At 68.2% G+C, this 25,674-nt stretch carries 25 protein-coding genes; 20 read left to right on the top strand and 5 right to left on the bottom strand.

All coding sequences use genetic code 11. The features are described from left to right. The first annotated feature begins 8 nt into the window (after nucleotides 1–8). The 12 genes from ACAH41_RS29055 to ACAH41_RS29000 all read left to right on the top strand — a co-directional run bounded on the left by ACAH41_RS29055 (nucleotide 9) and on the right by ACAH41_RS29000 (nucleotide 11,773). Nucleotides 9–659, top strand: coding sequence for an outer membrane beta-barrel domain-containing protein (locus ACAH41_RS29055; protein WP_325655465.1), 651 nt, complete (start codon nucleotides 9–11; stop codon nucleotides 657–659). A gap of 37 nt (nucleotides 660–696) precedes the next feature. Then, on the top strand, nucleotides 697–1,209 hold the full coding sequence (locus ACAH41_RS29050; RefSeq protein ID WP_325655464.1) for a TlpA disulfide reductase family protein: 513 nt from the start codon (nucleotides 697–699) through the stop codon (nucleotides 1,207–1,209). A gap of 5 nt (nucleotides 1,210–1,214) precedes the next feature. Then, complete coding sequence (locus ACAH41_RS29045; RefSeq protein ID WP_370538750.1) at nucleotides 1,215–1,448, top strand: DUF4266 domain-containing protein; 234 nt, start codon at nucleotides 1,215–1,217, stop codon at nucleotides 1,446–1,448. Then, nucleotides 1,435–2,559, top strand: coding sequence for a DUF3570 domain-containing protein (locus ACAH41_RS29040; protein WP_325655462.1), 1,125 nt, complete (start codon nucleotides 1,435–1,437; stop codon nucleotides 2,557–2,559). The genes ACAH41_RS29045 and ACAH41_RS29040 overlap by 14 nt, the downstream gene beginning before the upstream one ends. A 5-nt stretch (nucleotides 2,560–2,564) precedes the next feature. Further along, nucleotides 2,565–3,161, top strand: a complete 597-nt coding sequence (locus ACAH41_RS29035; RefSeq protein WP_325655461.1) for an AraC family transcriptional regulator — start codon at nucleotides 2,565–2,567, stop codon at nucleotides 3,159–3,161. Nucleotides 3,162–3,169: 8 nt separating this feature from the next. Next, the gene (locus tag ACAH41_RS29030; protein WP_325655460.1) at nucleotides 3,170–5,182 is read left to right on the top strand and encodes a hypothetical protein; all 2,013 of its coding nucleotides are present in this window, start codon (nucleotides 3,170–3,172) and stop codon (nucleotides 5,180–5,182) included. Beyond that, on the top strand, nucleotides 5,169–8,462 hold the full coding sequence (locus tag ACAH41_RS29025; RefSeq protein WP_325655459.1) for a tetratricopeptide repeat protein: 3,294 nt from the start codon (nucleotides 5,169–5,171) through the stop codon (nucleotides 8,460–8,462). Before ACAH41_RS29030 ends, ACAH41_RS29025 begins: the two co-directional genes overlap by 14 nt. Beyond that, nucleotides 8,462–8,830, top strand: coding sequence for a hypothetical protein (locus ACAH41_RS29020; RefSeq protein ID WP_325655458.1), 369 nt, complete (start codon nucleotides 8,462–8,464; stop codon nucleotides 8,828–8,830). The genes ACAH41_RS29025 and ACAH41_RS29020 overlap by 1 nt, the downstream gene beginning before the upstream one ends. 70 nt (nucleotides 8,831–8,900) lie before the next feature. Then, complete coding sequence (locus ACAH41_RS29015; RefSeq protein ID WP_325655457.1) at nucleotides 8,901–9,587, top strand: MotA/TolQ/ExbB proton channel family protein; 687 nt, start codon at nucleotides 8,901–8,903, stop codon at nucleotides 9,585–9,587. After that, entirely contained in the window at nucleotides 9,584–10,129 is a 546-nt protein-coding gene (locus ACAH41_RS29010; protein WP_325655456.1) for a biopolymer transporter ExbD, read from the top strand. The genes ACAH41_RS29015 and ACAH41_RS29010 overlap by 4 nt, the downstream gene beginning before the upstream one ends. Before the next feature lie 7 nt (nucleotides 10,130–10,136). Further along, complete coding sequence (locus ACAH41_RS29005) at nucleotides 10,137–10,649, top strand: biopolymer transporter ExbD (RefSeq protein WP_325655455.1); 513 nt, start codon at nucleotides 10,137–10,139, stop codon at nucleotides 10,647–10,649. A gap of 8 nt (nucleotides 10,650–10,657) precedes the next feature. Next, on the top strand, nucleotides 10,658–11,773 hold the full coding sequence (locus ACAH41_RS29000) for an AgmX/PglI C-terminal domain-containing protein (protein WP_325655454.1): 1,116 nt from the start codon (nucleotides 10,658–10,660) through the stop codon (nucleotides 11,771–11,773). A gap of 22 nt (nucleotides 11,774–11,795) precedes the next feature. Here ACAH41_RS29000 and ACAH41_RS28995 read toward each other — a convergent pair whose 3' ends face one another. From ACAH41_RS28995 to ACAH41_RS28985, 3 genes are all read right to left on the bottom strand, one after another. Then, nucleotides 11,796–12,920 (bottom strand): hypothetical protein, encoded by a 1,125-nt coding sequence (locus ACAH41_RS28995; RefSeq protein WP_370538749.1) that lies wholly within the window; start codon nucleotides 12,918–12,920, stop codon nucleotides 11,796–11,798. 151 nt (nucleotides 12,921–13,071) lie between these two features. Further along, nucleotides 13,072–13,215 carry a hypothetical protein gene (locus tag ACAH41_RS28990; protein WP_325655452.1) on the bottom strand — a complete coding sequence of 48 codons (144 nt, stop codon included), beginning with the start codon at nucleotides 13,213–13,215 and terminating at the stop codon, nucleotides 13,072–13,074. A gap of 92 nt (nucleotides 13,216–13,307) precedes the next feature. Beyond that, nucleotides 13,308–14,093 (bottom strand): CsgG/HfaB family protein, encoded by a 786-nt coding sequence (locus ACAH41_RS28985; protein WP_325655451.1) that lies wholly within the window; start codon nucleotides 14,091–14,093, stop codon nucleotides 13,308–13,310. 267 nt (nucleotides 14,094–14,360) lie between these two features. On the opposite strand from ACAH41_RS28985, the gene ACAH41_RS28980 reads away from it, so the two are divergent. The 5 genes from ACAH41_RS28980 (at nucleotide 14,361) to ACAH41_RS28960 (ending at nucleotide 21,051) form a co-directional block, all read left to right on the top strand. Beyond that, nucleotides 14,361–15,401, top strand: a complete 1,041-nt coding sequence (locus tag ACAH41_RS28980; RefSeq protein ID WP_325655450.1) for a DUF3466 family protein — start codon at nucleotides 14,361–14,363, stop codon at nucleotides 15,399–15,401. Nucleotides 15,402–15,606: 205 nt separating this feature from the next. After that, entirely contained in the window at nucleotides 15,607–16,662 is a 1,056-nt protein-coding gene (locus ACAH41_RS28975; protein ID WP_325655449.1) for a hypothetical protein, read from the top strand. A 98-nt stretch (nucleotides 16,663–16,760) separates the two neighbouring features. Further along, the gene (locus ACAH41_RS28970; RefSeq protein WP_325655448.1) at nucleotides 16,761–17,525 is read left to right on the top strand and encodes a hypothetical protein; all 765 of its coding nucleotides are present in this window, start codon (nucleotides 16,761–16,763) and stop codon (nucleotides 17,523–17,525) included. Between the two features lie 99 nt (nucleotides 17,526–17,624). Then, a complete protein-coding gene (locus ACAH41_RS28965; RefSeq protein WP_325655447.1) occupies nucleotides 17,625–18,179 on the top strand; it encodes an ECF-type sigma factor in 555 nt (184 codons plus the stop codon). Nucleotides 18,180–18,474: 295 nt separating this feature from the next. Beyond that, the gene (locus ACAH41_RS28960) at nucleotides 18,475–21,051 is read left to right on the top strand and encodes a protein kinase (protein WP_370538748.1); all 2,577 of its coding nucleotides are present in this window, start codon (nucleotides 18,475–18,477) and stop codon (nucleotides 21,049–21,051) included. Between the two features lie 4 nt (nucleotides 21,052–21,055). On the opposite strand, the gene ACAH41_RS28955 is transcribed toward ACAH41_RS28960, so the two are convergent. Beyond that, complete coding sequence (locus ACAH41_RS28955) at nucleotides 21,056–21,223, bottom strand: hypothetical protein (protein ID WP_325655445.1); 168 nt, start codon at nucleotides 21,221–21,223, stop codon at nucleotides 21,056–21,058. Nucleotides 21,224–21,391: 168 nt separating this feature from the next. Between ACAH41_RS28955 and ACAH41_RS28950 the strand changes: the two genes are divergently transcribed. Genes ACAH41_RS28950 through ACAH41_RS28940 form a run of 3 tightly spaced genes read left to right on the top strand, consistent with a single transcriptional unit; the run spans nucleotide 21,392 to nucleotide 25,245 of the window. Then, nucleotides 21,392–22,051 (top strand): outer membrane beta-barrel protein, encoded by a 660-nt coding sequence (locus tag ACAH41_RS28950; protein ID WP_325655444.1) that lies wholly within the window; start codon nucleotides 21,392–21,394, stop codon nucleotides 22,049–22,051. A gap of 14 nt (nucleotides 22,052–22,065) precedes the next feature. Further along, entirely contained in the window at nucleotides 22,066–24,669 is a 2,604-nt protein-coding gene (locus tag ACAH41_RS28945; RefSeq protein WP_325655443.1) for a hypothetical protein, read from the top strand. Nucleotides 24,670–24,717: 48 nt separating this feature from the next. Next, entirely contained in the window at nucleotides 24,718–25,245 is a 528-nt protein-coding gene (locus ACAH41_RS28940; protein ID WP_325655442.1) for an Lrp/AsnC family transcriptional regulator, read from the top strand. Nucleotides 25,246–25,248: 3 nt separating this feature from the next. On the opposite strand, the gene ACAH41_RS28935 is transcribed toward ACAH41_RS28940, so the two are convergent. Further along, a complete protein-coding gene (locus ACAH41_RS28935; protein WP_325655441.1) occupies nucleotides 25,249–25,554 on the bottom strand; it encodes a DUF1330 domain-containing protein in 306 nt (101 codons plus the stop codon). Nucleotides 25,555–25,674 lie beyond the last annotated feature (120 nt).

The raw sequence follows: 25,674 nt of genomic DNA, 5'->3' as shown, positions 1-25,674 counted from the left end.
TGCCACCCATGGCCCATTCCGTTTCCTTTCCCCGCCTGGCCGTTGCAAGCGCCGCGCTGCTGCTCGCGCTGCCCGCCCTGGCCGTCGACACCACCACCTCGGGCGACCAGCAGGCCATCGTGCCGCAAGTCCAGCGCAGTGAGCTGCGCCCCGCGCGCTTCCCGTCCAACGACTTCGAGGTCGGCCTGTTCGGCGGCATCTATGGCACGCAGAACTTCGGCGCCAGCTTCGCCGGCGGGGCGCGCGTGGGCTACCACATCACCGAAGATTTCTTCGCCGAAGCCGCCTACGGCCAGACCAACGTCACCGACGAAACCTTCCGCCGCATCCTGCCCGGCGGCATCTTCACCAGCGACACCGAGAAGCTCAGCTACTACAACCTCTCGCTGGGCTGGAACATGCTGCCCGGCGAGATCTTCCTGGGCAGCAGCACCGCCAAGCTCTCGCAGCTCTACCTGGTGGCAGGCCTGGGCCGCACCCGCTTCGTCGACCAGCGCGAGCAGACCTTCAACTTCGGCATCGGTGCCAAGGTCTTCCTGAACAACTGGTTTGCCCTGCGCGTGGACATGCGCGACCACATCTTCACGCTGGACCTGCTGGGCAAGCGCGACAGCACCCACAACCTGGAGCTGACGACCGGCGCGTCGTTCTTCTTCTGACCGTCCTGCCCGCGTCCCCTGCCCTGCTGTTGCCGACATGAATCTCCCGTCTTCCCTGCTGCGCCCATTTGCCCTGTGCGCCCTGAGCCTGCTGCTGCTCGCCAGCCTGGCCCAGGCCGCGCCCACGCCCAACGCCCCGGCGCCGGACTTCACGTTGCGCACCACCGAAGGCCGCAACCTGCGCCTGCAGGAGCAGCGCGGCCAGGTCGTGTTGCTGAACTTCTGGGCCACCTGGTGCGCCCCTTGCCGAGAAGAGATGCCTCAATTGGGCAAGCTCTACGAGCGCTACCAGGGTGCCGGTTTCCAGCTGCTGGGCGTGAACGTGGACGAAGACCCTGCCGCGGCGGCCGCACTGGCGCAGAAGCTGGGCGTGAAGTTCCCGGTGCTGCTGGACAGTGCCAAGCAGGTCAGCAAGCTCTACGAGCTGAACTCGATGCCATCCACGGTGCTGATCGACCGCGACGGCAAGGTGCGCTTCCTGCACCGCGGCTACCGCGCAGGTTTCGAGCAGACCTACGACCAGCAGATCCGCGCGCTGCTGAAGGAGTGATGGAAATGAAGACCATGCGCGTCCTTCCTGCCCTCTCCGTGCTCGCCGCGGCCGTGCTCGCCGGCTGCAGCACGCCGCAGCCCTGGGTCCAACCTTACGAGCGCGAACGCCTGGCCGACCCGATCATGCAGTTCTCGCGCGACTCGCTGGCCGAGAAGCACCGTGACCACGTCTACACGGTGCGCGAAGGCGGCCGTGGCGCCACCGGCGTGCAGGGAGGCGGTTGTGGCTGCAACTGAGATCCTTCGCCGCATCGGTGCCGCGCTCGGCTCCCTGGGCGCCGGCCTTGCTGCATTGCTGGGTCATGGCGCCGCGCGTGCCGTGGACCTGCCTGCCGACACCGCCGAAGCCATGGTGCACATCTACGACGGCGGTGGCGTCAAGGCCATCGGCCCGGCCTTCCTGGTGCGCAAGAACATTGCCGACAAGGTCTCGCTCAGCGGCACCTATTACGTGGACATGGTCAGCAATGCGTCCATCGACGTGGTGACCACCGCCAGCGCCTACAAGGAAGTGCGCAACGAGTTCGACCTGAGCATGGCCTACGCCACGCGCGACAGCCTCATCACGCTCAGCGGCTCGCACAGCCAGGAGCCGGACTACGTCGCCAACAGCTTCTCGGTCGACGTGTCGCAGGAAATCTTCAGCGGCCTGAGCACCATCTCGCTGGGCTTCACGCGCGGCCAGGACCAGGTCGGCATGAAGGACAACCCGAGCTTTTCCGACAGCGCCCGCCACTGGCAGTACCGGGTCGGCGGCAGCCTGATCCTCAGCCCGCGCTGGGTCGCCAGCGCCAACCTCGAAGCCATTGCCGACGACGGCTACCTCGGCAGCCCGTACCGGCTGGCGCGTGTCTTCGGCTCCTTCATCCACGAGAACAACCCAAGCACCCGCGCCAGCCGGGCGGTCAAGTTCCGCGTGATCGGCGACGTGGGCGAGGCCGGTGCACGCAGCGCCGTGCATGCGGAATACAGGTACTTCTGGGACAACTGGGCGATTCGCGCCAACACGCTGGAGGCCGGCTACACCCGCTACCTGGGCGACGCTTTCCTGGTCGACGGCTTTGGCCGCTACAACCACCAGACCAAGGCCTTGTTCTACAGCGACAACGCGCCGACCGAGACCACCTACTTCACCCGCAACCGCCAGCTCGGCACCTTCAACAGCATGTCGCTGGGTGCCCACCTGAGCTGGAACGCGGCCAGCGTGCCAGGCAAGTACGACGTCAAGCTGCACGGTTCCTGGGAGATCGTGCGCTTCGACTACCAGGACTTCACCGACATCCGCACCGGCAAGCCCTATGCCTTCACCGGCCATGTGGTGCAGCTCTACATGACCGCCACGTTCTAAGCACCATGCCCAAGACCTTCCCCCAAGCGCTGCGCCATGCGCTGGCCGCTGCCGGCTGCCTGCTGGCCCTGGCCGCGCCACTCACCAGCTGGTCGCGGGCCGCCGTGCCCGAAGCTGCCGCATCCGCGCCCTCGGCAGCATCGGCCCCGGCCGATCCGGTGGCGCTGGACGCTCGCGTCGAAGGCCTGAAGTCCGACGTGATCCAGCTCAACCGCGACCTGCTGCTGCTCGAAGAGGAACTGCTGTTCCCGGCCAGCACCCAGGTGGCCGTGTTTGTTTCCAGCGACGTGGGCGACCTGTTCATGCTGGACTCGGTGCAGGTGCTGCTGGACGGCAAGGAAGTCGGCAACCACCTCTACACCGAGCGTGAGCTGGTGGCGCTGCGGCGCGGTGGGGTGCAGCGCTTCTACCTTGGCAACCTGCGCAGCGGCGAGCACACGCTGGTGGCGTTTTTCGTCGGCAAGGGCCCACACGAGCGCGACTACAAGCGTGGCACCACGTTGAAGTTCGAGAAGGGCAGCGAACCCAAGTACGTCGAGCTGCAGATCAAGGACTCGGCCCGCACGCTGCAGCCGGTGTTCGACGTCAAAGTCTGGCAGTGACCGCGGTTGTGAAAGCTCCTTTGCTGCGCCGTTGGGCGGCAGCAGCTGCCTGCGGTGCGTCGCTGGGCGGCATGCTGCCGTGCAGCTCGCTGGCGGCCGAGCCGCCCTCGCCCACCATCACCGTGCAGGCGCCGCACTATGGCGACGCGCTGTTCTATTTCTTCCAGGACCAGTACTTCACCGCCGTCACCGGGCTGATGGTCTCGCAGACGCTGCACCGGGTCGCCCCGCATGACGACGAAGCCGAAGTGCTGCGCGGCGGCCTGCTGCTGTCCTACGGCCTGCACCGCCAGGCCGCCCAGGTCTTCGAGCGCCTGATCGAGCGCGGCGCCGAGCCGGCCACGCGCCGCCGCGCCTGGTACTTCCTGGCCAAGATCCGCTACCAGCGCGGCTTGGTGCAACAGGCAGCGGACGCACTCGCCCGCATCGACGGCCCGCTGCCGCCACAACTGGCCGACGACCACGCGCTGCTGCAGGCCCAGGTGCAGATGGCGCTGGGCCAGTACGGCCCGGCCGCCGATGCGCTGCGTGGCCTGGCCGGCCGCAAGCCTGCCGCCCGGGCGTCGGGCTGGGCGTCCGTCTGGACACTGGGCTGGTTCGGCCAGCAGTACGCCGACGACGAGAACGACCGCGCCACCCGCTATGCCCGCTTCAATCTCGGCGTCGCGCTGATCCGCAGCGGCCAGCGCGACACCGGCGTGAAGATCCTCGACGAACTCGGCCAGCAAGCCGCCGGCAACGAGGAAATGCGCGCACTGCGCGACCAGGCCAACGTCGCACTGGGCTACAGCGCACTGCAGGCCGAAGAGCCGGAGAACGCCCGCAAGTGGCTGGAGCGCGTGCGCCTGAACGGTCCGGCGTCGAACAAGGCGCTGCTGGGGTTCGGCTGGGCCGCGCTGTCGCTCAAGCAGCCCAGGCTGGCCCTGGTGCCCTGGACCGAACTCGCCAAGCGCGACAGCGACGACGCCGCGGTGCTGGAAGCCCGCCTGGCCATGCCCTACGCGCTGACCGAGCTCGGCGCCATCGCCCCGGCTGCGGCACAGTACGAACAGACGCTGGGCCAGTATGCGCAGGCCGACCAGCAGCTCGACGACTCCATCACCGCCTTGCGCGACCCGCGCTGGCTGGACGCGCTGCTCACGCTGAATCCCGGCGAGGAGATGGGTGCGCTGCGCCAGATCTCGCGCCTGCCGCAGATGCCGGCCGCCGGCCACCTGCGCCTGGTGATGGCCCGGAACGACTTCCAGGAAGCCTTCAAGAACCACCGCGACCTGCGCTTCCTGCAGACCAACCTGGCCGACTGGCGCAGCAAGCTGGCCAGCTACCGCGCGATGCTGGACCACCGCCGCGAATTCTTCGACAAACGCCTGCCGATGCTGCACGCGCAGACCGGTGGCATTGACCTCGCACCGCGCAAGCAGCTGCGCGACCAACTGAGCGCCGAGCTGGCCCAGGCCAGCACCGATGGCGACGGCCTGGCCTTTGCCGACACCCGCCAGCGCGGCCTGCTCAGCCGCGCCGGCACCGCCCGCGACACGCTGGACCGCCTGGGCGCCGCAGCGGACGCCCCCGACACCGCCGCCCAGCGCGAACGCCTGCGCCTGCTGTCGGGCGTGCTGAACTGGGAACTGGCCGAAGCCTACCCCGAACGCGCCTGGCAGGCCCGCAAAGGCCTGCAGCAGCTGGGCAAGGAACTGGACTCCGCCGGCCACCGGCTGGAGGAACTGCTGCAAGCCGAAGGCAGCGAACGCCAGCGCCTGGATTCGCTGGGCCAGCGGCTGGACCTGATGGCCCAGCGCGTCGAGCAGCTCGCGCCTCAGGTTGCGGCCCTCAGCGGCGTGCAACAGCAAGCTCTGCAGGCCATGGCGATTGCCTCGCTGCAGCAGCAGAAGGAGCGCCTGGCCGGCTACACCACCCAGGCGCGTTTTGCGCTCGCCCAGCTGCACGACCAGGCGCTGGAACGCAGCCCCGGCACGAACGACAGCCCGGCCAAGCCGGAGGGCCCCAATGCGAAGCCCTGACGCGATGAACTTCCTGCACACGCCCTTGGCTGCCGCTGCCCTGGCCGTCCTGCTGACCGCGTGCGGTACCAAGCCCAGCTCGCCCGACAACGAACCCACGCTGAAGGCACTGGCCGGCCGCACGGTGGACCTGCCGGCGAGCGGCCAGCCGATGAAGAGCAGCGAGTCGCAGGCGATTGCCGCTTACACCGCGCTGCTGGCCGCCGGCCCGTCGCCCAAGCAGCGCGCCGAAGCGCTGCGCCGACTGGGCGACCTGGAAATGGACCGCAGCGACCGCGCCGCGGCCGCCGCCAGCGGCCCCGAAGCGACCCAGGAATACAAGGCCGCCATCACCCGCTACCAGGACTACCTGCGCGCCTATCCGCAGGACCCGGGCAACGACAAGGTGCTCTACCAGCTGGCGCGTGCGCATGAGCAGGCCGGCGACCTCGAAGCCGCGCAGAAGGTGCTGGACCGCCTGGTCGCCCAGTACCCGCAGACCCGCTACCGCGACGAGGCCGAGTTCCGCCGCGGCGAGCAGCTGTTCACCGCCCGCCAATACCCGGCCGCCGAGACCGCCTACGCCACCGTGCTGGCCGGCGCCAAGGACAACCCGTACCGCGAGCGTGCGCTCTACATGCAGGGCTGGGCCCAGTTCAAGCAAGGCCGGCTGGACCAGGCGCTGGCCTCCTTCCTCGGCGTGCTGGACGGCCGCCTGGCCGGCAAGCCCGACGACGTGCCGCTGGAAAAACTGCCCGACCTGACCCGCGCCGACCGCGAGCTGGTCGAAGACAGCTTCCGCGTCACCAGCCTGGCGCTGCAGAACCTGCAAGGCGCGGAAAGCATCCCGGCCCTGATCCAAAGCGACGCACGCCGCAGCTACGAGGTGCGGCTGTACCAGCAATTGGCCGCGCTGTACCTGAAGCAGGAACGGCCGAAGGACGCTGCCGACACCTACCTCGCGTTCGCCCGCCTGCACCCGCAGCACGGCCAGGCGCCGGTGCTGCAGGCGCGCGTGATCGAGATCTACGAAAAAGCCGGCTTCATGCAGCAGGCGCTGGCCGAGAAAAAGGCCTTTGTCGGCCTGTACGGCCCGGGCAGCGCGTTCCAGAAGGCCAACCCGGCCGCGTGGAAGCAGGCTCAGCCGCTGGTCAAGACCCACCTGGCCGCGCTGGCCGCGCACTACCATGCGCTGGCCCAGGCCAAGCCGGCCCCCGTCACGGCAGCCAACCGCGGCCCGACCGACGCCGAGCTGGCGGCGCAGCACACCGCCGCCGTCACCGAAGCCGTGCAGTGGTACCGCGCGCTGCTGGCCGCCTTCCCGGACGACACCGAAGCCGCACGCAACCGCTTCCTGCTGGCCGAGCTGCTGTTCGAGAACAAGCGCTTCGCCGAAGCCGCGACCGAATACGAGCGCGTGGCCTACGCCGCAGCGCCTGCGCCCGCCACCGCTGCCTCGGCGCCCGCTGCCACGCCAGCCGGCAACGCGGATGCCGGTTACGCCGGCTTGCTGGCCCACACCGAACAGGCCAAGGCCGCGGGCGACGACCAGCGCACGGCGCTGCAGCGCGAAACCGTCGCCAGCGGCCTGCGTTTTGCCAAGCGCTACCCGGCTGACCCGCGCACCCCCGCAGTGCTGGCGAACGCCGCCGACACGCTGCTGCGCCTGGGCGACGCGCCCGCCGCAGCCGATGCCGCCCGCCAGTTGCTCGCGCTGCAACCCGCCGCACCGGACGCCCAACGCCGCGTCGCCTTCACCGTGCTCGGCCAGACGGCGTTCGATGTCAAGGACTACGCCGCTTCCGAGAAGGCCTACCGCGACAGCCTCGCGCTCACGGCCGCGAACGCCGCCGACCGCAACGGCCTGAGCGAGCGCCTGGCTGCCGCCATCTACCAGCAGGGCGACCAGGCCCGCGCCGCAGGCCGCAGCGCCGAGGCAGCGGGCCACTTCGAGCGCGTGGCAGAAGCCGCGCCGCAGTCCAGCGTTCGTGTGAATGCGCAGTACGACGCCGCTGCCGCGCGCCTGGCGCAAAAAGACTGGGCCGGCGCGGTGCGCCTGCTGGAAGACTTCCGCCAGCGCTACCCGAACCACCCGCTGCAGAAGGACCTGCCGCCCAAGCTGGCATTGGCCTACACCGAACTGGGCCGCTGGGCAGAAGCAGCCGCCGAGACCGAACGTGTGGCCGCCGCCACGCCGGACGCCGAACTGGCCCGCGCCGCGCGCTGGCAGGCCGCCGAGCTGTACGAGAAGGCCAATGCCACGCCGCAGGCCGCTGCAGCCTGGGAACGTTATGTGCGCCAGTACCCTACGCCGCTGGACGCTGCCATCGAAGCCCGCTCGCACTTGGTCAAGCTCAACGCCGGCAACCCGACGCGCGCGCTGGCCTGGCAGCAGGAGATCCTGCAGGCCGACCGCGCCGGCGGCAGCGCCCGCACGCCACGCACCCGCGTGCTGGGCGCCCAGGCAGCGCTGGCGCTGGCCGAGCCGGTGGCGGCACGCTACCGCGCGGTGGCGCTGGTCGAGCCGTTGCAGGCCGCGCTGAAGCTGAAGAAAACCCGGTTCGACGATGCGCTCAAGGCCTATGCCCTGGCGACCGAAGACGGGGTGGCCGACACCGTGACCGCTGCCACCTACCAAACCGCCATGCTTTACCAGGACTTCGGCCAGGCCATGCTCAGCTCCGAGCGGCCCAAGAAGCTCTCGAAGACCGAGCGCGAGCAGTACGACGTGCTGCTGGAGGAGCAGGCCTTCCCGTTCGAGGAAAAAGCCGCCGAGCTGCACACGCTGAATGTCCAGCGCACCACGCAAGGCCTGTACGATGACAGCGTCAAGCGCAGCTTTGCCGCGCTGCGAACGCTGCGCCCGGCCCGTTACGGCAAGGCAGAACGCAGCAACGACGAGCTCAGCGCACTGCCGCCCCAGGCGACCGAAGCCGCGCGCCAGCGCGAGGCCGGCCAGCTGGCCGAGGCACTCGCCAGTGGAGATGCTGCGTTGACCGCCAAGCCCGACAGCGCGACCCTGCACGAACAGCGCGGCATCACGCTGCGCCTGATGGGCCGTTTCGCCGACGCACGCGCCGCTTACGAAAAAGCCCTGGCGCTGGATGCCAACCATGCCAACGCCGCGCTGAACCTGGGCGTGCTGCTGGACCTGTACCTGGACGATGCCGCCGGCGCCATGGCCCAGTACCAGCGCTACCTGGCACTCACGCCCGCTGGCGACCCGGTGGTGGCCAAGTGGGTCACCGAGCTGAAGAACCGCAAGCCGGCGCCTGGCGCCGCAAAGAAGGAGGCTACCTGATGCGCCCTGCCCGCTGCCTCACCTTGTTGAGCCTGGCCGCCGCCTGCGCCATGCCCGCGTGGTCCCAAACCAAACCGGCCAAGCCGGCGGCCGTGCCCGCCTCGGCCGCCGCGCCGGCGGACAGCGGCACCACCGACCACGCCGACCTGGAGACCACCCAGATCATCGGCAACCGCGAGCTGCCCAAGGTGCTTTACATCGTTCCGTGGAAGCGCCCGGTGCCGACCGCCTTGTCCGGCAAGCCGCCCGGCAGCGTGCTGGACGAGGCGCTGGCCCCGCTGGACCGCGACGTGTTCCGCCGCGAGGTGGCCTACGGCGCCAATGCGCCGGACGCCAAGGCGGCAGCGAAACCAGACGCGGCCAAGTGACGCCGAGCCGCGCCCACCCGATTCAGATTCCTCTTTTCTTCCTGACTTTGCCTGTACCCGGAGCCTCCCGATGAATGCCATCAGTATTGCCATCAAGTTCATCCAGGACTGCGGCCTGTTCATCTACCCCAGCCTGCTGATCATGGCGCTGGGCGTGTCGATCGCCATCGAACGTTTCATCTTCCTGCGCCGCGCGCGCAGCGAAAACCGCAAGCTGTGGGAGAAGGTGCAGCCGCTGCTGCAGGGCGGCCAGTGGAAGGAAGTCAACAGCCTGGCCTCGAAGAGCGACGCGGCCATCGGCAAGTTGGTGCACAACGGCCTGGCCCGCATGCAAAGCTCGCGCAAGCGCGACGACATCGACGCCGCGATGGAAGAAGGCATGATGGAGATCGTGCCGCGCCTGGAAAAGCGCACCCACTACATCGCCACCTTCGCCAACGTCATCACGCTGGTCGGCCTGCTGGGCACCATCATGGGCCTGATCAAGGCCTTCACCGCGGTGGCGCAAGTGAACCCGGCCGAGAAGGCAGAGCTGCTGTCGGCCTCGATCTCCATCGCGATGAACAACACCGCCGTCGCGCTGATGGTGGCCATTCCCTTCCTGCTGATCCACGCCTTCCTGCAGGCCCGCACCGCCGAGATCGTCGACGGCCTGGAGGCCGCGAAGATCAGCTTCCTGAATGTCGTGCAGCGCCTGGCGCCCGAAGGCAGCGCCAACCGCCCCGCCACCGCTGACAGCGCGGGTCGGCCGGCATGAGGGTGCGCCGACTCCGCAAGGAAACGGCGCACCTGGAAGTCACTGCGTTCATCAACCTGATCGTGGTGCTGGTGCCCTTCCTGCTGTCCACCGCCGTCTTCACCAAGCTGGCGGTGATGGACCTGTCGCTGCCCGCGCCGGCCGCCGGTGTGATGCAGCTGCAGGTCGACAAGCTGCAACTCGAGGTGGTGATCCGCCCGGACGCGCTGGACGTGGGTGACCGCGTGGGCGGCCTGATCCTGCACATCCCGAACACCGCAGACGGCGCCTACGACTTCAAGGCGCTGAACGCCGAGATGCTGGTCATCAAGCAGCGCTTCCCGGACGAAAAGGCCGCCAGCGTGCTGGCCCAGGCCAACACGCCGTACGAAACGCTGGTGCAGGCGATGGACGCGATGCGCGCCACGCCCACGCCAGACCCGGCCCACCCCGGCCGCTCGGTCAGCACCGAGCTGTTCCCGGCGCTGGCCATTGGCGACGCGCCGGTGAAGTCGGCCGGCGCCGCGGCGCCTGCGGCAGCCACCGCGCAAAAAGGCAAGTGAGGACCGCATGAAACTCACGCCGCTGCAAAAACGCGCCGCCCGCAAGGCGCGCAACCAGACCGGGTTGGACATGAACCTGGTCTCGCTGATCGACGTCTTCACCATCCTGATCTTCTTCCTGCTGTCCAACTCCACCGAGATCGACATCCTGCCGAGCAACAAGGCGGTGATGCTGCCCGAATCGGTGGCCGAAACCTCGCCGCGCGAGACGCTGATGGTGCTGGTCAGCGCCAGCGAGATCATCGTCGGCAGCAAGGTCGTCGCTTCGGTGCCCGAGGTGATGGCATCCAGTGAAGACCTGATCGCCCCGCTGCACGCCGAGCTGGTCGCACAGCAGGCCAATCGCAAGCCGGTGCAGACCGACGACCCTGCGAAGCTGGCCCAGTCCCAGGCCATCACCATCCTGGGCGACAAGGCCATCCCCTACCAACTGCTGCGCAAGGTGATGACCACCTGCGCCAGCGCGAACTTCACCAACGTGTCGTTTGCGGTGCGGCAGAAAGTGGGAGCCGCATCATGAGCGCTGCCATGACGTTCCGAGCTGGTGTGCTCGCCTGGGACCATGCGCCTGATGATTTGGCGCGGTATCGGCGCACGCAGGCCACGGTGCTGGCCATCGTCGCGCTGGTGCTGCTGCTGGCCCAGGTGCTGCCGCCGCCGGACATCCTGCGCGAGATCGTGCCGGCGCCGCTGCCGGCGCCCATGGCCAAGCTGATCCTGGAAAAGCCGGTGCCGCTGGTCCTGCCGGCGGCCAAGCCCAAGGTCGAAGCGCCGGTCGCGAAGGCCGAGGCCAAGCCGGTCGAGCCGGTGGTGCCGCCGAAGGCGCCACCGAAGCCACAGGTCGCCAGCCAGCATGACGGTGGCAAGCCCGTCATTGCCGAAGCGCGCAACCCGGTGCCGGACAAGCCGCCGGGCGAGGCCATCGACGCCGCGCGCCGCAAGGCCACCGGCGTCGGCCTGCTGGCGATGAAGGACACGCTGGCCGAGATGCATGGCGCACCGACTGCCGTGCAGCTGAACCAGAACATCAAGCCCGGCGCGGGCGTGGGCAGCGGCAGCGGCCCCGGCGTAGGCGCTGGCACCGAGCCCGGCCTGCCCAGCCGCGCGATGATCACCGCCAATGCCGGCCAGGGCAGCGGCGGCATCAACACCGGCAGCCTGAGCCGCGACAGTGGCGGCGGCGGCCTGGCCGGCCGTTCGACCACGCTGGTTGCTGGCGTGGCCGGTGGCGGCGGCGGCGGTGGCGCCGGTGTGGGCGGCAAGGGTGGCAGCGGTGGCGGCACCGGCAGCGGCGTGGGCACCGGGTCCGGCAACGGCGCCGGTGGCACGGTGCAGCGCGGTGGCGGCGGCAAGGCGGCGCGTTCGCTGGAGGATGTGCGCCTGGTGTTTGAGCGCAACAAGGGCGCGATCTACGCGATCTACAACCGGGCGCTGCGCGAAGACCCTTCGCTGCAGGGCAAGGTGGTGCTGGAGCTGAAGATCGCACCGAGCGGCCAGGTCGAAGGCCTGCGCATCGTCTCGACCGAGCTGAAGGCGCCCGAGTTGGAAGCCAAGCTGCTGGCCCGCATCCGCCAGTTCGACTTCGGCGCCAAGGACGTGGAGCCGATGAGCGTCAACTACCCGCTGGACTTCCTGCCGTCGTGAAGGCGGCCGCCAGCTGGCGGTTTCAGCCTTCGCGGCGGCTCAGCAGCTTGTCGCGCTTGAGCAGGGCCATCAGCGGCCGGTCCGCCTGGGCGCGCAGCACCGGCGCAACCCGCTTGAGGATGCTGCGGGCGCTGGCGCGGTCCCCGGCGGCATTCAGCGCAATGGCCTGGTCGCAGGCGCACAGCGCCAGCGCGGTCCACACGGCAGGTTGTTCGCTCTGGCGCAGGAACTCGGCCAGGGCCTGGTTCAGCACGTGGATGGCGTCGGCACTGCCACGGCGCATCGCGATCAGCCCTTGTGTCCACAGCACCTTGCCTTCGCTCTGCGGCGGCAGCACCGGTGCGGCGTCCACGCGCGCCATCAAGGCCTCGGCCTCGGCCAACTCGCCAAAGCGGGCCTGCGCCAGCGCATGGTCCAGCACCCGCGAGGCCTCGTCACCCGAAGCGGCCTGGGCCTTGCCCATCAGCCGCACGAAGCCGGTGCGGTTGCCGGCCGCGGCATGCACGCCCGCCACCCGCGCTTCATACGAGCCCGCGCGTTCGGACTGCTGGCTGCGCCACGGGGCCAGGTCTTCGAGCGCGCCGTCCAGGTCGCCCTGGCGCGCACGCAAGGTGGCCACGCGCACTTCCAGGTCAAAGTCCAGCTGGCTGGTGAAGCGGCCACTGGCGCGCAACTGCCCGGCCAGGCCCACCATCTCGGACCAGCGACCCAGCGCATCGGCCTTGAGCAATTGCTGGTAACGGTCCGCGCGGCGGTGGCGCCAGGCGGCCTGCGCAAATGGCAGCGCAGCCAGCGCAATTGCCAGCGCGGGCAGCCAGGGTCGGTCGCTCCAGAGTCCGTAGCCCGCCAGTCCTGCCGCCGGTACCCACACCGGCCAGCTGCGCTTGGCGGCAACCTGCAGCACCGGCACCAGGCCCGGCCGCTCGCGCCAGCGCAAGCCCAGGCGCACCAGGTCGGCCTTGGTTGCAGGGTCCAGCCCCGCTGCACCGGTTTTTGCCGCAACTGGTGCCGGGTCCACCGGAAGATCCTGACCGAAGACGATCTCTGCCGGCCCGTCGATGTCCACCCAGTCACTGGCATGGCGATCGCTGACCGCCTCGACAAATCCTTGTTGAGCGCGAGCGTCGGACATCTTGGGGCGAAACATCGAAGAAGCCATGGATCGTGAAGTGGGCGCAAAAGAGCTGACCAAACAGGGGCGGCAAGCGCCGTCAACCCGTCATCAGCAGATCGCGTACCTGACACAAACCGTCACCTTCGGCGCAGCCGGCACCCGGCCTTTCCGGCCGCCTGCTGCTTCACATCGGATTGCGCTCGCCATTGACGATCCAGGCCACGCCGAAGCGGTCCACCAACATGCCGTTGATCCGCCCGCCTTCGGCCAGGGCCTCGAAGGTGCGCCGGGCTTCGGCCACCGTGTCGCAGTTCTGGGTCAGCGACACGCGAACCGCGCACGGTCGCCACCTCCTGGTGCAGCACGACTTGCCGCAATCCCGGGCATCCGCCGTCCAGCCGCACCTGGCTGCCGCTGCTTTCAGCGCGTCTTCACCTTCTCCGGCAGTTCCTTGGGCGCCAGCGCGCGCACCTGCTGCACCAGGTTGTTGTGCGCGTCCAGGAAGGCGGCGGCGATCACTTTGCCTTCGTTGGTATTGCTCCAGCCCATGCCGCCGAGGCCACCACCGCCGCCAAAAGCCAGGCCGCCGACGCCCAGGTCGGTGGTGCGCGCGGCACCGGTGGCTGACGACAACTGCTCGGTGGTCTCGTTGTCGGTCAGCAGCAGCACGACCTGGGCTTCCTTGGTCTTCACCTGTTCCGCCGCGCCGGCGAACTTGTTCAACACCGGGATGGCCGCCATCACGCCGCCGAGCTGGCGGCCAGCGTCCTGCTCGGAGAACGTCAGGCTCGGCACGATGCTGTACTGCGCCATGATGCCGCGGCCCTTCTTGACGTTGCCGTCGGCGCGCAGCACGCCGGCGTCCTTCAGCTCCTGCTCCTGCACCGTGGACTTCAGCCCCGAGTTGCGGTCGACGATGCGGAAGCAGCCGCTCTGCTGCATGATGACCCGCACCAGCGGCAGCGGCGATTCCGGCAGCCCACCGCGGCCGATCCCGGTGTAGCCGCCCTGGTTCTCGACCAGCGAAACGACGGCCACCGGCGAGTCGCATTTCAGCAAGGCCTTGGCCGCATTGGTCGCGCCATTCGGCCCGCCACCGCCGCTCACCACCGAGCCGCCCTGGCCCAGTTCAACCCCTTGTTTGCCACAACCGGCCAAGCCCAAGACCAGCCCTGCGGCCAGCAGGCCACCACGCGAAAGCAACATCGTTTCTCCTGCAACACCCCTCAGCGAAAACCGCCTCGCACGGGCGCAGGGACTCTAGCAGCGGCAGCCGCCCTGCCTCTCCCTCTTCGGAGGGGGACGGTGTATCCAACCGTGTCAACGTTTTAGGGGGCTGTCATCACGCCAGCTGCAGGCACCCACAGAATCGCGCCGCAGTTCAACGAAGGCGCGGGAACCGGGAGGACGGCGAGAGCAGTGAAACGCCGATGCGGAAGCCGCGCTGCTTCATCCATCTTCGAACTTTCAAACATGAACCTGAAACTTCACTTCCGCGCCGCAGCAGTGGCCATCCTGATCTGCGCCATGCAGCCTGCCGCACAGGCCGCCCCGGGCTACAGCGTCAAGGACATCGGCACCGTCGACAACACCTACGGCCTCAAGCCCGCGTCGATGAACGACAAAAGCTGGGTCACTGGCCATGGCGAGGTGCCACCAAGCGGTGAAAGCCGCGCCTTCATCACCGGCCCGGGCGGCAAGAACCGCCGGTCGCTGGGCGACCGACTTACCGCGTATGCCATCAACAACCATGGGGCGGTGGCCGGCACGATGCAGGACGCCAATGGCAATACCCGTGCGTTCACGTCAGGCAAGCAGGGGAGCAACCCGCACGAAATCGGCACGCTGGGCGGTCTGAACAGTTCGGCAATGGCCGTCAACAATCATGGTGTGGTGGTGGGCTACTCCGAGACGAGGCCTGACTCCTCCAACATCCGTGCGTTCGTTTACGACGGCAACACCGGCAAGATGACATCGCTTGGCAACTGCCCGGTGGATGCCAGCAATGCAATGGCTGTCAACGACAAGGGCATGATCGCAGGCAGCTATTTTTGTGAAGAGACGGACGCCATTCGTGTTTTCACCGCGTCGCCGCCGGACTATGGACTGGTTCCCTACACCAGTCCCGGCAGCCTGAACCTCCGGGTCACGGCCATCAGTCCGAAGGGCACCGTACTGGGCACCTCAACGGTCGCCAACGGCCTGATTCGCCTGTTCACGATTCGTCCCGGCAAGCAGATCGAGTTGCTGAACACGCCCCAAGAACTGATGGCCGTGTTTGCCAATGCGCTCAATGATGCTGGCACCATCGTCGGCACGTTCGAGCCGCCGAACAGCTGGGACCTCCACGCATTCGTTTGCAGCGGTGACTGCAGCGATTTTGTGGACCTCAACTCCGTCGCAACAGCACCGCCAGGAGTGGTCTTTGCACAGGCCGCCAGCGTGAATGCTTCAGGCCAGATCCTGGCCACCGGTTCGGATGGGCACGGGTATCTGCTGACGCCCAAGAAGTAAGTTCCAAGCGTCCTTCTGCTGCGGTTGGCTTGAGCTTTGTTGAACCGGCCGCGGGAGGGATCGAACGACGAAAGGGGCGACGCGCGTTCTCCCCACTTGGAGGGGACGATGTATCAAGGCGTATCAACACACTAGGGGGAACCGGGCTTACGACAGATCGAGGCCTTCAGAATCGCTGTCCGCATGTCCATAGAACGAGTCCGCCATGTCCCAACGCCTGCTCCTGTCCGCCCTGTTGCTGTCCATCGGCGTCGGTTCCGCATCCGCCCAGACCAGCCTTGTCACCAGCACCGGCTACACCGTGAAGGACATTGGCACGCTCGGTGCCTACCCGGTCACGCCGGTCCAGCTCAATGACAAGGCGTGGATCACCGGCCGTTCGCCCAAGGGCCAGAACCAGGCGGTGCAGGGTTTCCTCACCGGCCCGAACGCCAACAAGATGCGCCCCCTGCCCCGGCTTGACGGCAAGGCCAACCAGCCCAATGCGCTGAACAACCACGGCGTCGTGGTCGGGCGAAGCAACATCGGCCAAGGCGGGATGCATGCCTTCATGACGGGCGCGCAAGGCGTGGGCATCCAGGACCTGGGCGCGTTGGGCGGCAACAAGAGCGAGGCCCTGGCCGTCAACAACCTGGGCCAGGCGGTGGGCTACGCCGAAACCTCGCCTGACTCGCCCAACGTGCGCGCCTTCCTGTACGACAGCGGCAGCCAGACCATGCGCCCGCTGGGCCAGTGCCTGTCGGACGCCAGCACAGCGAGGGTCATCAACGACCAGGGCGTGGTCGCCGGCACTTTCGCCTGCCAGCCCGACCCTTCGGTGCGCGTGTTCGTCGCTTCGCCGCCGGACTACGTTTTCGTGCCCTACGCGCTGGACGACCGCTTCGGCTACCAGGTCACCGGTATCGACCCACAAGGCGTGGTGCTGGGCTATGTGTCCGACCGCAAGTCCCGCACCCGCTCCTTCTTGATCCGCCCCGACATGGGCATGCAGGAACTCGCCACGCCCAGCAACTTCACCACCGTCGTCGCCTGGTCCCGCAACGAAGCCGGCACCATCGTCGGCCACGCGCTGAACGGCCACGACAACGCCGCCCGCGCCTTCGTCTGCAGCAGCGACTGCAGCGACCTCACCGACCTGAACACCTTGGCCACGCTGCCCGAAGGCGTGAAGCTGGTCGACGCCCGCAGCGTCAACCAGTCCGGCCAGATCCTGGCCAGCGGGTCGGATGCACACGGGTACTTGCTGACGCCTAAGCCCTGAGCTGAGGCGGCCACAGGTCGCCAATGTCGCTTTCACCACCCCGATCTCGTTCTCCTCCATGACCAGGTCCATCGGACCCGGTCCACAGGGGAGCAGGCATGGATGGGATTTACAAGGCGGTGCTGACGGCGGGCGTGGTGTGGCTGGTGATGGCTGTGGCACGGCTTGGCGGGCACCGGGTGGCGGGGGTGGCGGCGGCGCTGCCGACCATCACGGCGCCAACGCTGGCCTGGCTGGCGCATGAGCAAGGCGTGGCTTTTGCGACCAGCGCGGCGGTGGCCAGCGTGGCGGCTTGCGCCATGCTGGCGGTGTTTGCGATGGGCTATGCGCTGGCCGCGCGACGCGGCGGTGTGGTGTTCGCGCTGGTGGGCGGTGTGGCGGGCGCTGCGGCGCTGGCCTGGCCGGTGTTCGCGGCCAGCGAAGCGTTGGGCAACGCCCTGGCGCTGGCGCTGGGCAGTTGCGCCATCGCCTGGTACGCGATCCAGCGGCGCGGCGAGCAGACCGGCACCCAGCAGCGCTCGCGCTGCACCCAGGCCTGCACTGCCACCGCAGTGGGCGGCCTGACGGCCCTGACCACCACGCTGGGTCCGCTGATCGGCAGTTTTGCGGCCGGGGTGATGGCCTCGCTGCCGCTGATCAGCGGCGCGGTCGCGGTGGTCGAACATTCGGCCAGCGGCCCGGCCGCCGCGTCGCGCTTCCTGCATGGCTATGTCGGCGGGCTGTTCGGCAAGGCGGCTTTCGGCACGGTCTTCGCGCTGCTGGCTGCGCCCATCGGCGCGCCGTGGGCCCTGCTTTGGGCCTGCGCCAGCGCCTGTGCAGTGCCGCTGCTGTTCGCGCCTTCGCAGGCGCCAGTTCCCGCATGAGCAGGTTCAATGCCGCCGGGCAACCCTGCCTGAAACAAGGCCGGCTATCGTTTTCGCTACCATCCGGCTTCCACAACCACGGGTGGAAGACACGCCGGCATGGGAGAAGTCACGCTTTTGATCGGACGCGCACGCGAAGGCGATCGCGCAGCCATCGACAAAATTTTCGAGCTGCTCTACCCGGAGCTGCGGCAGATCGCGCATCGCCGCCTGTCGCGCAACAGCCGCGACGGCCTGATCGAGACCACCGCGCTGGTCAACGAGTGCTACATGAAGTTCGTGCAGCGCGACCGGCTCGCACCCGCGGATCGCGCACACTTCCTGGCCTACTCGGCCACGGTGATGCGCTCCATCATCGTGGATGCAGCCCGCGCCGCGCAGAGCGACCGCCGCGGCGGCGACGTGCAGCAGGTCACGCTGGATTCCGAACTCATCGGCAGCATTGCCGACCCGGCTGGCGAGATCCTCGACGTGCATGCCGCGCTGCAGGACCTGGACGCGGTGGACGCGCGCCTCGCTCGCGTGGTCGAGATGCGCTACTTCGGCGGCATGGAAGACGCCGAGATTGCCGAGGCGCTGGGCCTGTCCCGCCGTACCGTGAGCCGCGACTGGGACAAGGCCAGGCTGCTGCTGGCCCACGCGCTGCGCGGCTGAGCCCGCCCAAAGCCGCCACATGAAGCCGCTCGCGCCGTTTGCGGCCCAGTGGTCGGCCATCAGTGCCTTGCTCGACGAGGCGCTGAACCTGCCCGCGCCGCAGCGCGAGGCCTGGCTGGCAGGACTGAGCGGCGAGCAGGCCACGCACGGTGAGGCCCTGCGTGGCCTGCTCGCCCGTCAGGCCGAGATCGAGACCGATGACTTCCTCGAAGCGCTGCCCCGGCTGGATCCGCCGTCCGCGGCGCCTGGCCAGGGCCTGGGCCTGGGCCCCGGCAGCGAAGTCGGCGCCTATCGTTTGATCGAGGCGATCGGCCAAGGCGGCATGGGCTTGGTCTGGCTGGCCGAGCGCGCCGACGGGCTGATGCAGCGCCAGGTCGCGCTGAAGCTTCCGCGCGTGGCCTGGGGCGACGCCTTCGCCGAGCGCCTGGCGCGTGAACGCGAGATCCTCGCCTCGCTGGCCCATCCGCACATTGCCCGGCTCTACGACGCTGGCGTCGACGCGCACGGCCGCCCCTTCCTGGCCATGGAATACGTGCAGGGCGAGGCCATCGATGCTTACTGCTGCCACCATGCGCTGCCGCTGCGCGAGCGCGTGGCGCTGCTGCTGCAGGTCATGGCCGCGGTGGCCCATGCCCATGCGCGGCTGGTGGTGCACCGCGACCTGAAGCCGAACAACATCCTGGTCACGCCCGAAGGCCAGGCCAGCCTGCTGGACTTCGGCATTGCCAAGCTGCTGGACGGCGAGCTGACCCAGGCCACCGCGTTGACCGAGCAGTCTGGCCGCGCCTTGACGCTGGACTACGCCAGCCCCGAGCAGATCCGCGGCGAGCCGCTGGGCACCGCCAGCGACATCTACAGCATGGCCGTGGTCGCCTACGAGGTGCTGGCCGACGTGCGCCCCTACCGCCTCAAGCGCGGCAGCGCCGCCGAGCTGGAGGAAGTGATCGCAGGCGCGGAAGTGCCATTGGCCAGCAGCGCCAGCACCGACCCGGCGCTGCGCAAGCAGCTGCGTGGCGACCTGGATGCCATCCTCAACCATGCGCTGAAGAAGTCCGCAGCGGAGCGCTACCCGACGATGGAAGCCTTCGCGCAGGACCTGCGGCGTTGGCTGGACGGCGAGCCGGTGCTGGCCCGGCCAGATCGCTTCGCCTACCGCGCAGCAAAGTTCATCGGCCGGCATCGGTTGCCGGTCGCCGCCGGCGCAGCGGTAGCGGTGGCGCTGGTAGCGGGCGCATCGGTCGCGCTATGGCAGGCGCACGAAGCCCGCCTCCAGGCACAGCGGGCCCAAGCCGAAGCGGCCACCGCACAAGCCGTGCAAGGATTTCTCGAAGGTGTATTCCTTGCCAGCAGCGCCGATCAGACAGACCCGAAAAAAGCACGCGACATGACGGCACGTGAGTTGCTCGACAGGGGCGTGGATCGCATCGATGTAGAACTGACTCACGCACCGCTGGCCCGGGAGCGGCTGCTGGACGTGCTTGCGTCGATATACGGCAACATGGTGCTCACCGACAAGGAGATCGAGCTGCGCCGCAAGGTCCTGGCTCAGAGTCGCTCGCTCCACGGTGCAACAAGCGGTGAAGCAGTGATCGCGATGGCGAAGCTGTCGCACGCACTGACCCTCAACGACAAACGGCCGGAAGCTTTGTCATTGTTGAAAGAGGCTGCCACTGTGCTCGATGGGCGGCAAGAGCAAGGAACGCGGGCCCGCTTCGAAGTCGACGTCATGCAGGCTGCATTTGAGCGGCGCAGCAACCCGCGGCAGGGTTTGGTTTATGCGGATCGGGCGATCGATTACGCGCGCAGCTTCGGAACAAACGACGATCTCGCCAATGCCCTGCAGATGAAGGCCGACAGCGCCCATTCACTGCACGACTACGCATTGGCGAGCGAGGTCTACGCTGAATTGATCCGCCTGTGCGAAGCACATCCACCGCTGGGCGCCGGCGGCCTGGCCGTCATGTACGAATCCCTGGGCGACGCGCAAACCGAACTGGGCCATTACGCCGAAGCGGAGCGCAACATCCGCAAGGGCATTGAACGCGATGAAAAGCGAGGGGCCAGTGAGGTGACCGTGCACATGGGCCACGCATTCTTGTCCATCTTCTTGCGCAGGACAGGACGGCCGCACGAGAGCATCGACGTCATCACAGGTGCTCTGCGCTGGGCCAGGAGTCCTGCGGGGGAGTCGCAGCAGTCCCTGGCGCACGCCATACGCGTACACCACGCCATGGCACTGCTGGCCTTTGGTCGAGCCAAAGATGCGCTGCAGGAATCGGATGACGACGTCGCCCTGAAGGTAGACGCGAAGTCCGTGACGGCACTGGATTTCGGGTTGCTTGCCATGCGCGCTCGCGCTTTGATACAGCTCGGGCACCTGGCTGAGGCTCATGAGTTACTTGACCATGCTCGTTCCTTGAGGAATGACATGGTTGGAAAGGTGCCCACTGCTTCGATCGACCAAGCCGAGCGCGCCTGGCTCGTGGCGAATGGCCAAGGGGCAGAGGCGCTTGCCGACGCCAAAGCAAAACGCGTGGCTGAAAAGCTGGCACCGGAGCCGGGCCCGGACGCTCCGGTTTCAGAACTTGTCGAATGGGCGGGCTACGAGTTGGCTGCGGGCCACTTCGAAAGGGCGCGAAGCCAGGCGGACCGAGCCCTTGAGTCCATTGCTCGGGGTGGGCAAGTCAATTATCAACGTGACAAAGAGGCGCGTGCAACGCTGATCGTTGGAAGAGCGCTGCTGGGCAATGGACAGGTGAAGGATGCCGTGCCAGTGCTGGAGCGTGCCGTTGCGATGTACAGCGCGCTGTTCGATCCGGCAAGTCCGGAGCTGGCCGAGGCGGCGCGCATTCTTGCTCAGAGCCGGCGTTGATGGGTCAGACCAGCAGCGCCATGCCAGCCGTCTTGGCCGCGCCCACGTCAAAAGTCATCGTGCGTCCGCAGCCTGCAGCATTGGCCATGCGCTCAATCAGGCAGTCGGCAAAGTCGGCATTGCCCGCGCGGTAGACCCGCAAGGCACGCATCACCTGGTCCGCGCTGTCCACCACCAGTTGCGAGGGAGCGCAGCAGGACGCCCAGCACCCAGCCACAACCGACGAACGGCGAACGGCAGATTGCGCCGTGCCAATGTCACTTTCACCCGCCGCACTCCGTATGGGAAGACAAGGACCCTCGCCTTTGTGCCGGGTCCGCCACTTCCACACGGAGCTGCGATGAACCGACTCGACAGGCGCTGGGCCAAAAGCCTCCGCCACGCCGTCCCAACCGCCATTGCCGCGAGCGCCATGCTCGCTTGCAGCCTGACCACCCACGCCCAGACCCGGGACTTCGATTTTTCGCCGGAGGCCAACGGCAGCGCGGCAGTGGGCTGGCAATTCAGCCTCGGCTTCGGCGCCGGCGCCAACCGCGGCAAGACCGATTGCGTGGACGGCTACAGCTGCGACCACAGCAGCGCCCACGGCAAGCTATTCCTCAATTACCGGCTGGACGAGGCCTGGGACCTGCAGGCGCTGGGCTTTGCCGGCAGCCGCTTCAAGGGCGGCGACACGACCGACGACGGCACCACCTTTGGCGGCAGCTTCCGCGTCGCCGGGCTGGGCTTGGCCGCGGGCTACCGCGTGCCGCTGGCACCGGACTGGTGGCTGCGCGGGCAACTGGGTGTGGCAGCGGTGCGCACGCGGTTCAGCTACGCGGCACCGTTCGACGGCGACGTGAGCAAGACGCAGGCGCAGCCACTGGCGGGCCTGAGCGCCGGCTATGCCATTGCACCCGGCTGGCTGCTCTCGCTGGACTACGACTTCACCCGCTTCAAGGTGCACAGCACCCGCGGTTCGCTGCACCTGCTGGGCCTCAGCGCCCAGATGGCCTTCTGATGCCGAGGAACCCCATGTTCGACACGCTCCGCCTCGCGCTCATCATCGCCCACGCGCTGCGCCGCTTCGCCGCAGCCAGCGTCAGCCTGCTGCTGGCCAGCTTCTTCGCGCTGTTCCTCGCCGCCTGCGGCGGCAGCGCGGACGCGCCACCGCCCGGCTCCAACCCGGCCGGCGGCCCGCAGCCACCCCAGATCACGCAGCAGCCAGCCGACCTGAGCGTGACCGCCGGCCAGCCCGCCAGCTTCACCGTCGCCGCCACCGGCAGCGACCCGCTGAGCTACCAGTGGCAGCGCGACGGCAGCGACATCGTGGGGGCGACCTCTGCAACGTATTCACTCGCGACCACCGCGAACACTGACACCGGCGCGGTCTTCCGTGCGGTCGTCAGCAACGTCGCCGGCAGCGCCACCAGCAACAGCGCCACGCTGACCGTGACCACCGTGCCACCGGTGCTGACGATCACGCAGCAACCCGCCGACGCCAGCGTGATCGCCGGCAGTCCGGCCAGCTTCACCGTTGGCGCCACCTGCAGCAGCGGCAACCTGGGCATTCAATGGGAACGCGCCGGCGGGTCGGGCTTCACCGCCATCCCGGGTGCAACAGCGCTGACCTACGCCTTCACCAGCGCCGCGGCAGACAACGGCGCGCAGTTCCGCGCCACGCTGGATTGCAGTGGCCAGTCGGTCACGGCCAGCAATGCCGCCACGCTCAGCGTCGGCACCGCTGGCGGCATCACCGTGGGCCTCTTGAACATCGCCAATCGTGCCGCCCAGGCCGGGGTCAGCCAATTGCGAGGCGTGGACGTGCTGGCGGATGGATCGACCGTCTACAGCAGCGGCAACAACATCATCAAACTGTCCGCCGACAGAACCAGCATCACCGTGGTGGCGGGCAACCAGGGAACCCCTGGCAGTACCGACGGGCCGGGCGCGACGGCATTGTTCAGCACGCCCAGCAGCATCGTTCACGATGCATCCGGCGCGCTGTGGGTGCTCGACACCGGCAATTCGGCGGTTCGCCGCATCGCCAATGACGGCACGGTAAGCACGGTCGCGAGTGGGTTGAGTTTTCCTACTGCCATGGCGCTCGGACCGGACGGCAACTTCTACATTGCCGTCGATGGCTTCATCCTTCGCATGACACCCGCCGGTGTGGTCTCGACTTATGCAGGTTCGGGCTACGGAGATCTCGACGGCCCTGCGTCGACCGCCAACATCGGCGCCGTCCGCGGCATGGTCATCGCGGCAAACGGTGATCTTTATTTCAGCCAATGGAGTACGAGCACGGTCCGGCGGGTCGTGCGCAGCGGCAACGTGGCGGGCAACGTCGAGACCGTCGCCGGCATTCGCGGCTACACGACAGTCCCCGGCATTGACGGCGTCGGCACCGCCGCAGGCATTCCGGGGCCGACGGGTCTCGCCATCTCGGGCTCGACGCTGTATGTGCGCGACACCAGCCTGATTCGCGCCATGGACCTGACCACGTTCACTGTCACCACGTTCAGCGGCAACCGGACGGGCCCACTGCGACTCAAGGATGGCCCGGCAACGGAGTCGAACTTCGATGCGCCGGCCAATGGTGGGGCCAACGTGCTGGTCCCGCTGCCCGCGGGCGGATTCATGCTCGGCGACGGGCTGGCCATCCGCACATCCGACGCTGCAGGCACCATCACGACCATCGCGAGTGCCTTCAACCAGATCATCGCCCCGGGTGGCACTGCGGTGACCGACAAGCTGCCGTTCGCCGCGGGCAGCCTGCCGGTCAGCCTCGCGGTCGACGGCCAGCACCGCGTCGTCGTCGGCACCGACCTGGGCCTGTTCGTGCGTCGCATCGACACCGCGGGCAACCTGGAGATCCTGGCCGGCAATCCGGCGTCCGACGATGATTTCCCTGCCGACGGCGTCGGCAACGCGGCAGCTTTGAGAACGCCTGGCACCTCGATCGCGGCGGCGCCTGACGGGACGGTCTACTTCTCGGACTACCTGAGCGTGCGTCGCATCGCTGCAGACAAGACGGTGAAGACGATCGCGGGCGGCTACTACCAGGGCACGGCTGCCAATGTCGACGGACCGATCGGGACATCGCGCCTCACACGAGTCCCGACCAGCATGACGATGGGCATCGATGGCAGTGTCTATTTCTCCAGCGGAGGCTCCAGCATCCGGCGCGTCGATACCGCCGGCAACACCACGAGCTTCGCCGGCAGGGAAGGCACCACGACTTCGGTCGACGGTCCACTCGCCACCGCGACCTTCGCAGGCGTGGGCGCCATGGCGACGGCGGCGGACGGCACGATCTACGTCGCCGACGGGCCGGTGATCCGCAAGATCACGCCGGCCGGCATCGTCTCCACGCTGCACAGCGCCGCGCTGGTCAACGCCATGGCGCTGGACCCTTCGACCGGGCTGCTTTACGTCACGCTGGCGCAAGGTGACGGCATCACGGTGGTGGACCCGGTCGCCGACACGGCCCGCGTGTTGATCCGCTCGGGTGGCGCCCTGGTGACGGGCAATGTCGAGCCGCGTGTGGGCGCAGTGCGGACACTGGCGATGTTGGGACCCAAACAGCTCGTGATCTGCACCGACGTCGACGTGCTGGCGGTGGTCACGCTGCCTTGATGCGGGCGGCGGCCTACACTGGGTTCAACCCAAGCCGCCGCACGCCCCATGACCGAACCGCTGGACCTCGACCGCTACAGCCTGCAGATCCTCTCCGAGCTGCAGCGCGACGCGCGGCAGACGGTGCAACAGTTGTCGGAAGCGGTGGGCCTGTCAGCCACGCCGTGCTGGAAGCGCGTCAAGGACATGGAAGCCGCGGGCGTGATCCGCGGCTACACCGCGCTGGTGGACCGCGAAAAAGTCGGGCTGAAGCTGGCCGTCATCGTCGAGGCCAACCTGAGCCAGCACAACGAGGACCTGGTGGCCCGCTTCGAGCAGGCGGTGGCCGCCAGCCCGCAGATCGTGCGCTGCCTGTCCACCACCGGCCAGGCCGACTACCTGCTCACCGTGCTGGTCGAAGACATCAAGCACTACGAACAGTTCCTGCACGACACCATCTTCAAGCTGCCCGGCGTCACGCACGTGCGCTCCAGCATCGTGCTGAAGGAAATCAAATCCGAGGTGCGCCTGCCGGTGGGCGACCCCGCCAGCCCGGCCGCGAAACGCCCGGTGCGCGCGCCGCGCGGCAAGGGCTGAGCTTCAGGCTGGCTGCGGCCCGTCGTAACCTTCGACGATGATCACGTCGGCCGTGGACACCGGCTTGCGCAATGCCAGCGCACGCTGGTACTCGGGCGAATCCCAGCAGGCCTGCGCCTGTGCGTAGCTCGCGAACTCGATCACCACGTTGCGCGCCCGGTTGGCCCCCTCCACGCAGGCGAACTGCCCGCCCCGCACCAGGAAGCGCCCGCCGTATTTGGCAAACGCCTCGGCATTCGCGGCCACGTAGTCCTTGTACTTTTCCGGATCGGCCACATCCACGTGCGCAATCCAATATCCCTTGGGCATGCGACTGTCTCCTGTATCAAAAGGCGAAGGCGGCCATTTTGCCGCGAGGCATCCAGCCCTGTGTCGCCCGCTGGGCGGGCAGGTCATGCACGGCCGAGGGAACTTGACGCGGACATAATC

Origin of the sequence: Ideonella sp. (assembly GCF_041287625.1) — a bacterium.
In the GTDB taxonomy this organism is placed as follows: Bacteria; Pseudomonadota; Gammaproteobacteria; order Burkholderiales; family Burkholderiaceae_C; genus Ideonella.
The sequence above is the reverse complement of the archived record's forward strand: the minus strand, read 5'-3'. Positions and strand labels throughout refer to the sequence as shown.

What these genes read in the sequence shown, in the direction of transcription:
- ACAH41_RS29055 (WP_325655465.1), top strand. Translation starts at nt 9, where the DNA reads ATGGCCCATTCCGTTTCCTTTCCCCGCCTGGCCGTTGCAAGCGCCGCG.
- ACAH41_RS29050 (WP_325655464.1), top strand. Translation starts at nt 697, where the DNA reads ATGAATCTCCCGTCTTCCCTGCTGCGCCCATTTGCCCTGTGCGCCCTG.
- ACAH41_RS29045 (WP_370538750.1), top strand. Translation starts at nt 1,215, where the DNA reads ATGAAGACCATGCGCGTCCTTCCTGCCCTCTCCGTGCTCGCCGCGGCC.
- ACAH41_RS29035 (WP_325655461.1), top strand. Translation starts at nt 2,565, where the DNA reads ATGCCCAAGACCTTCCCCCAAGCGCTGCGCCATGCGCTGGCCGCTGCC.
- ACAH41_RS29025 (WP_325655459.1), top strand. Translation starts at nt 5,169, where the DNA reads ATGCGAAGCCCTGACGCGATGAACTTCCTGCACACGCCCTTGGCTGCC.
- ACAH41_RS29020 (WP_325655458.1), top strand. Translation starts at nt 8,462, where the DNA reads ATGCGCCCTGCCCGCTGCCTCACCTTGTTGAGCCTGGCCGCCGCCTGC.
- ACAH41_RS29015 (WP_325655457.1), top strand. Translation starts at nt 8,901, where the DNA reads ATGAATGCCATCAGTATTGCCATCAAGTTCATCCAGGACTGCGGCCTG.
- ACAH41_RS29010 (WP_325655456.1), top strand. Translation starts at nt 9,584, where the DNA reads ATGAGGGTGCGCCGACTCCGCAAGGAAACGGCGCACCTGGAAGTCACT.
- ACAH41_RS29005 (WP_325655455.1), top strand. Translation starts at nt 10,137, where the DNA reads ATGAAACTCACGCCGCTGCAAAAACGCGCCGCCCGCAAGGCGCGCAAC.
- ACAH41_RS29000 (WP_325655454.1), top strand. Translation starts at nt 10,658, where the DNA reads ATGACGTTCCGAGCTGGTGTGCTCGCCTGGGACCATGCGCCTGATGAT.
- ACAH41_RS28995 (WP_370538749.1), bottom strand. Translation starts at nt 12,920, where the DNA reads ATGTTTCGCCCCAAGATGTCCGACGCTCGCGCTCAACAAGGATTTGTC.
- ACAH41_RS28985 (WP_325655451.1), bottom strand. Translation starts at nt 14,093, where the DNA reads ATGTTGCTTTCGCGTGGTGGCCTGCTGGCCGCAGGGCTGGTCTTGGGC.
- ACAH41_RS28980 (WP_325655450.1), top strand. Translation starts at nt 14,361, where the DNA reads ATGAACCTGAAACTTCACTTCCGCGCCGCAGCAGTGGCCATCCTGATC.
- ACAH41_RS28975 (WP_325655449.1), top strand. Translation starts at nt 15,607, where the DNA reads ATGTCCCAACGCCTGCTCCTGTCCGCCCTGTTGCTGTCCATCGGCGTC.
- ACAH41_RS28970 (WP_325655448.1), top strand. Translation starts at nt 16,761, where the DNA reads ATGGATGGGATTTACAAGGCGGTGCTGACGGCGGGCGTGGTGTGGCTG.
- ACAH41_RS28965 (WP_325655447.1), top strand. Translation starts at nt 17,625, where the DNA reads ATGGGAGAAGTCACGCTTTTGATCGGACGCGCACGCGAAGGCGATCGC.
- ACAH41_RS28950 (WP_325655444.1), top strand. Translation starts at nt 21,392, where the DNA reads ATGAACCGACTCGACAGGCGCTGGGCCAAAAGCCTCCGCCACGCCGTC.
- ACAH41_RS28945 (WP_325655443.1), top strand. Translation starts at nt 22,066, where the DNA reads ATGTTCGACACGCTCCGCCTCGCGCTCATCATCGCCCACGCGCTGCGC.
- ACAH41_RS28940 (WP_325655442.1), top strand. Translation starts at nt 24,718, where the DNA reads ATGACCGAACCGCTGGACCTCGACCGCTACAGCCTGCAGATCCTCTCC.
- ACAH41_RS28935 (WP_325655441.1), bottom strand. Translation starts at nt 25,554, where the DNA reads ATGCCCAAGGGATATTGGATTGCGCACGTGGATGTGGCCGATCCGGAA.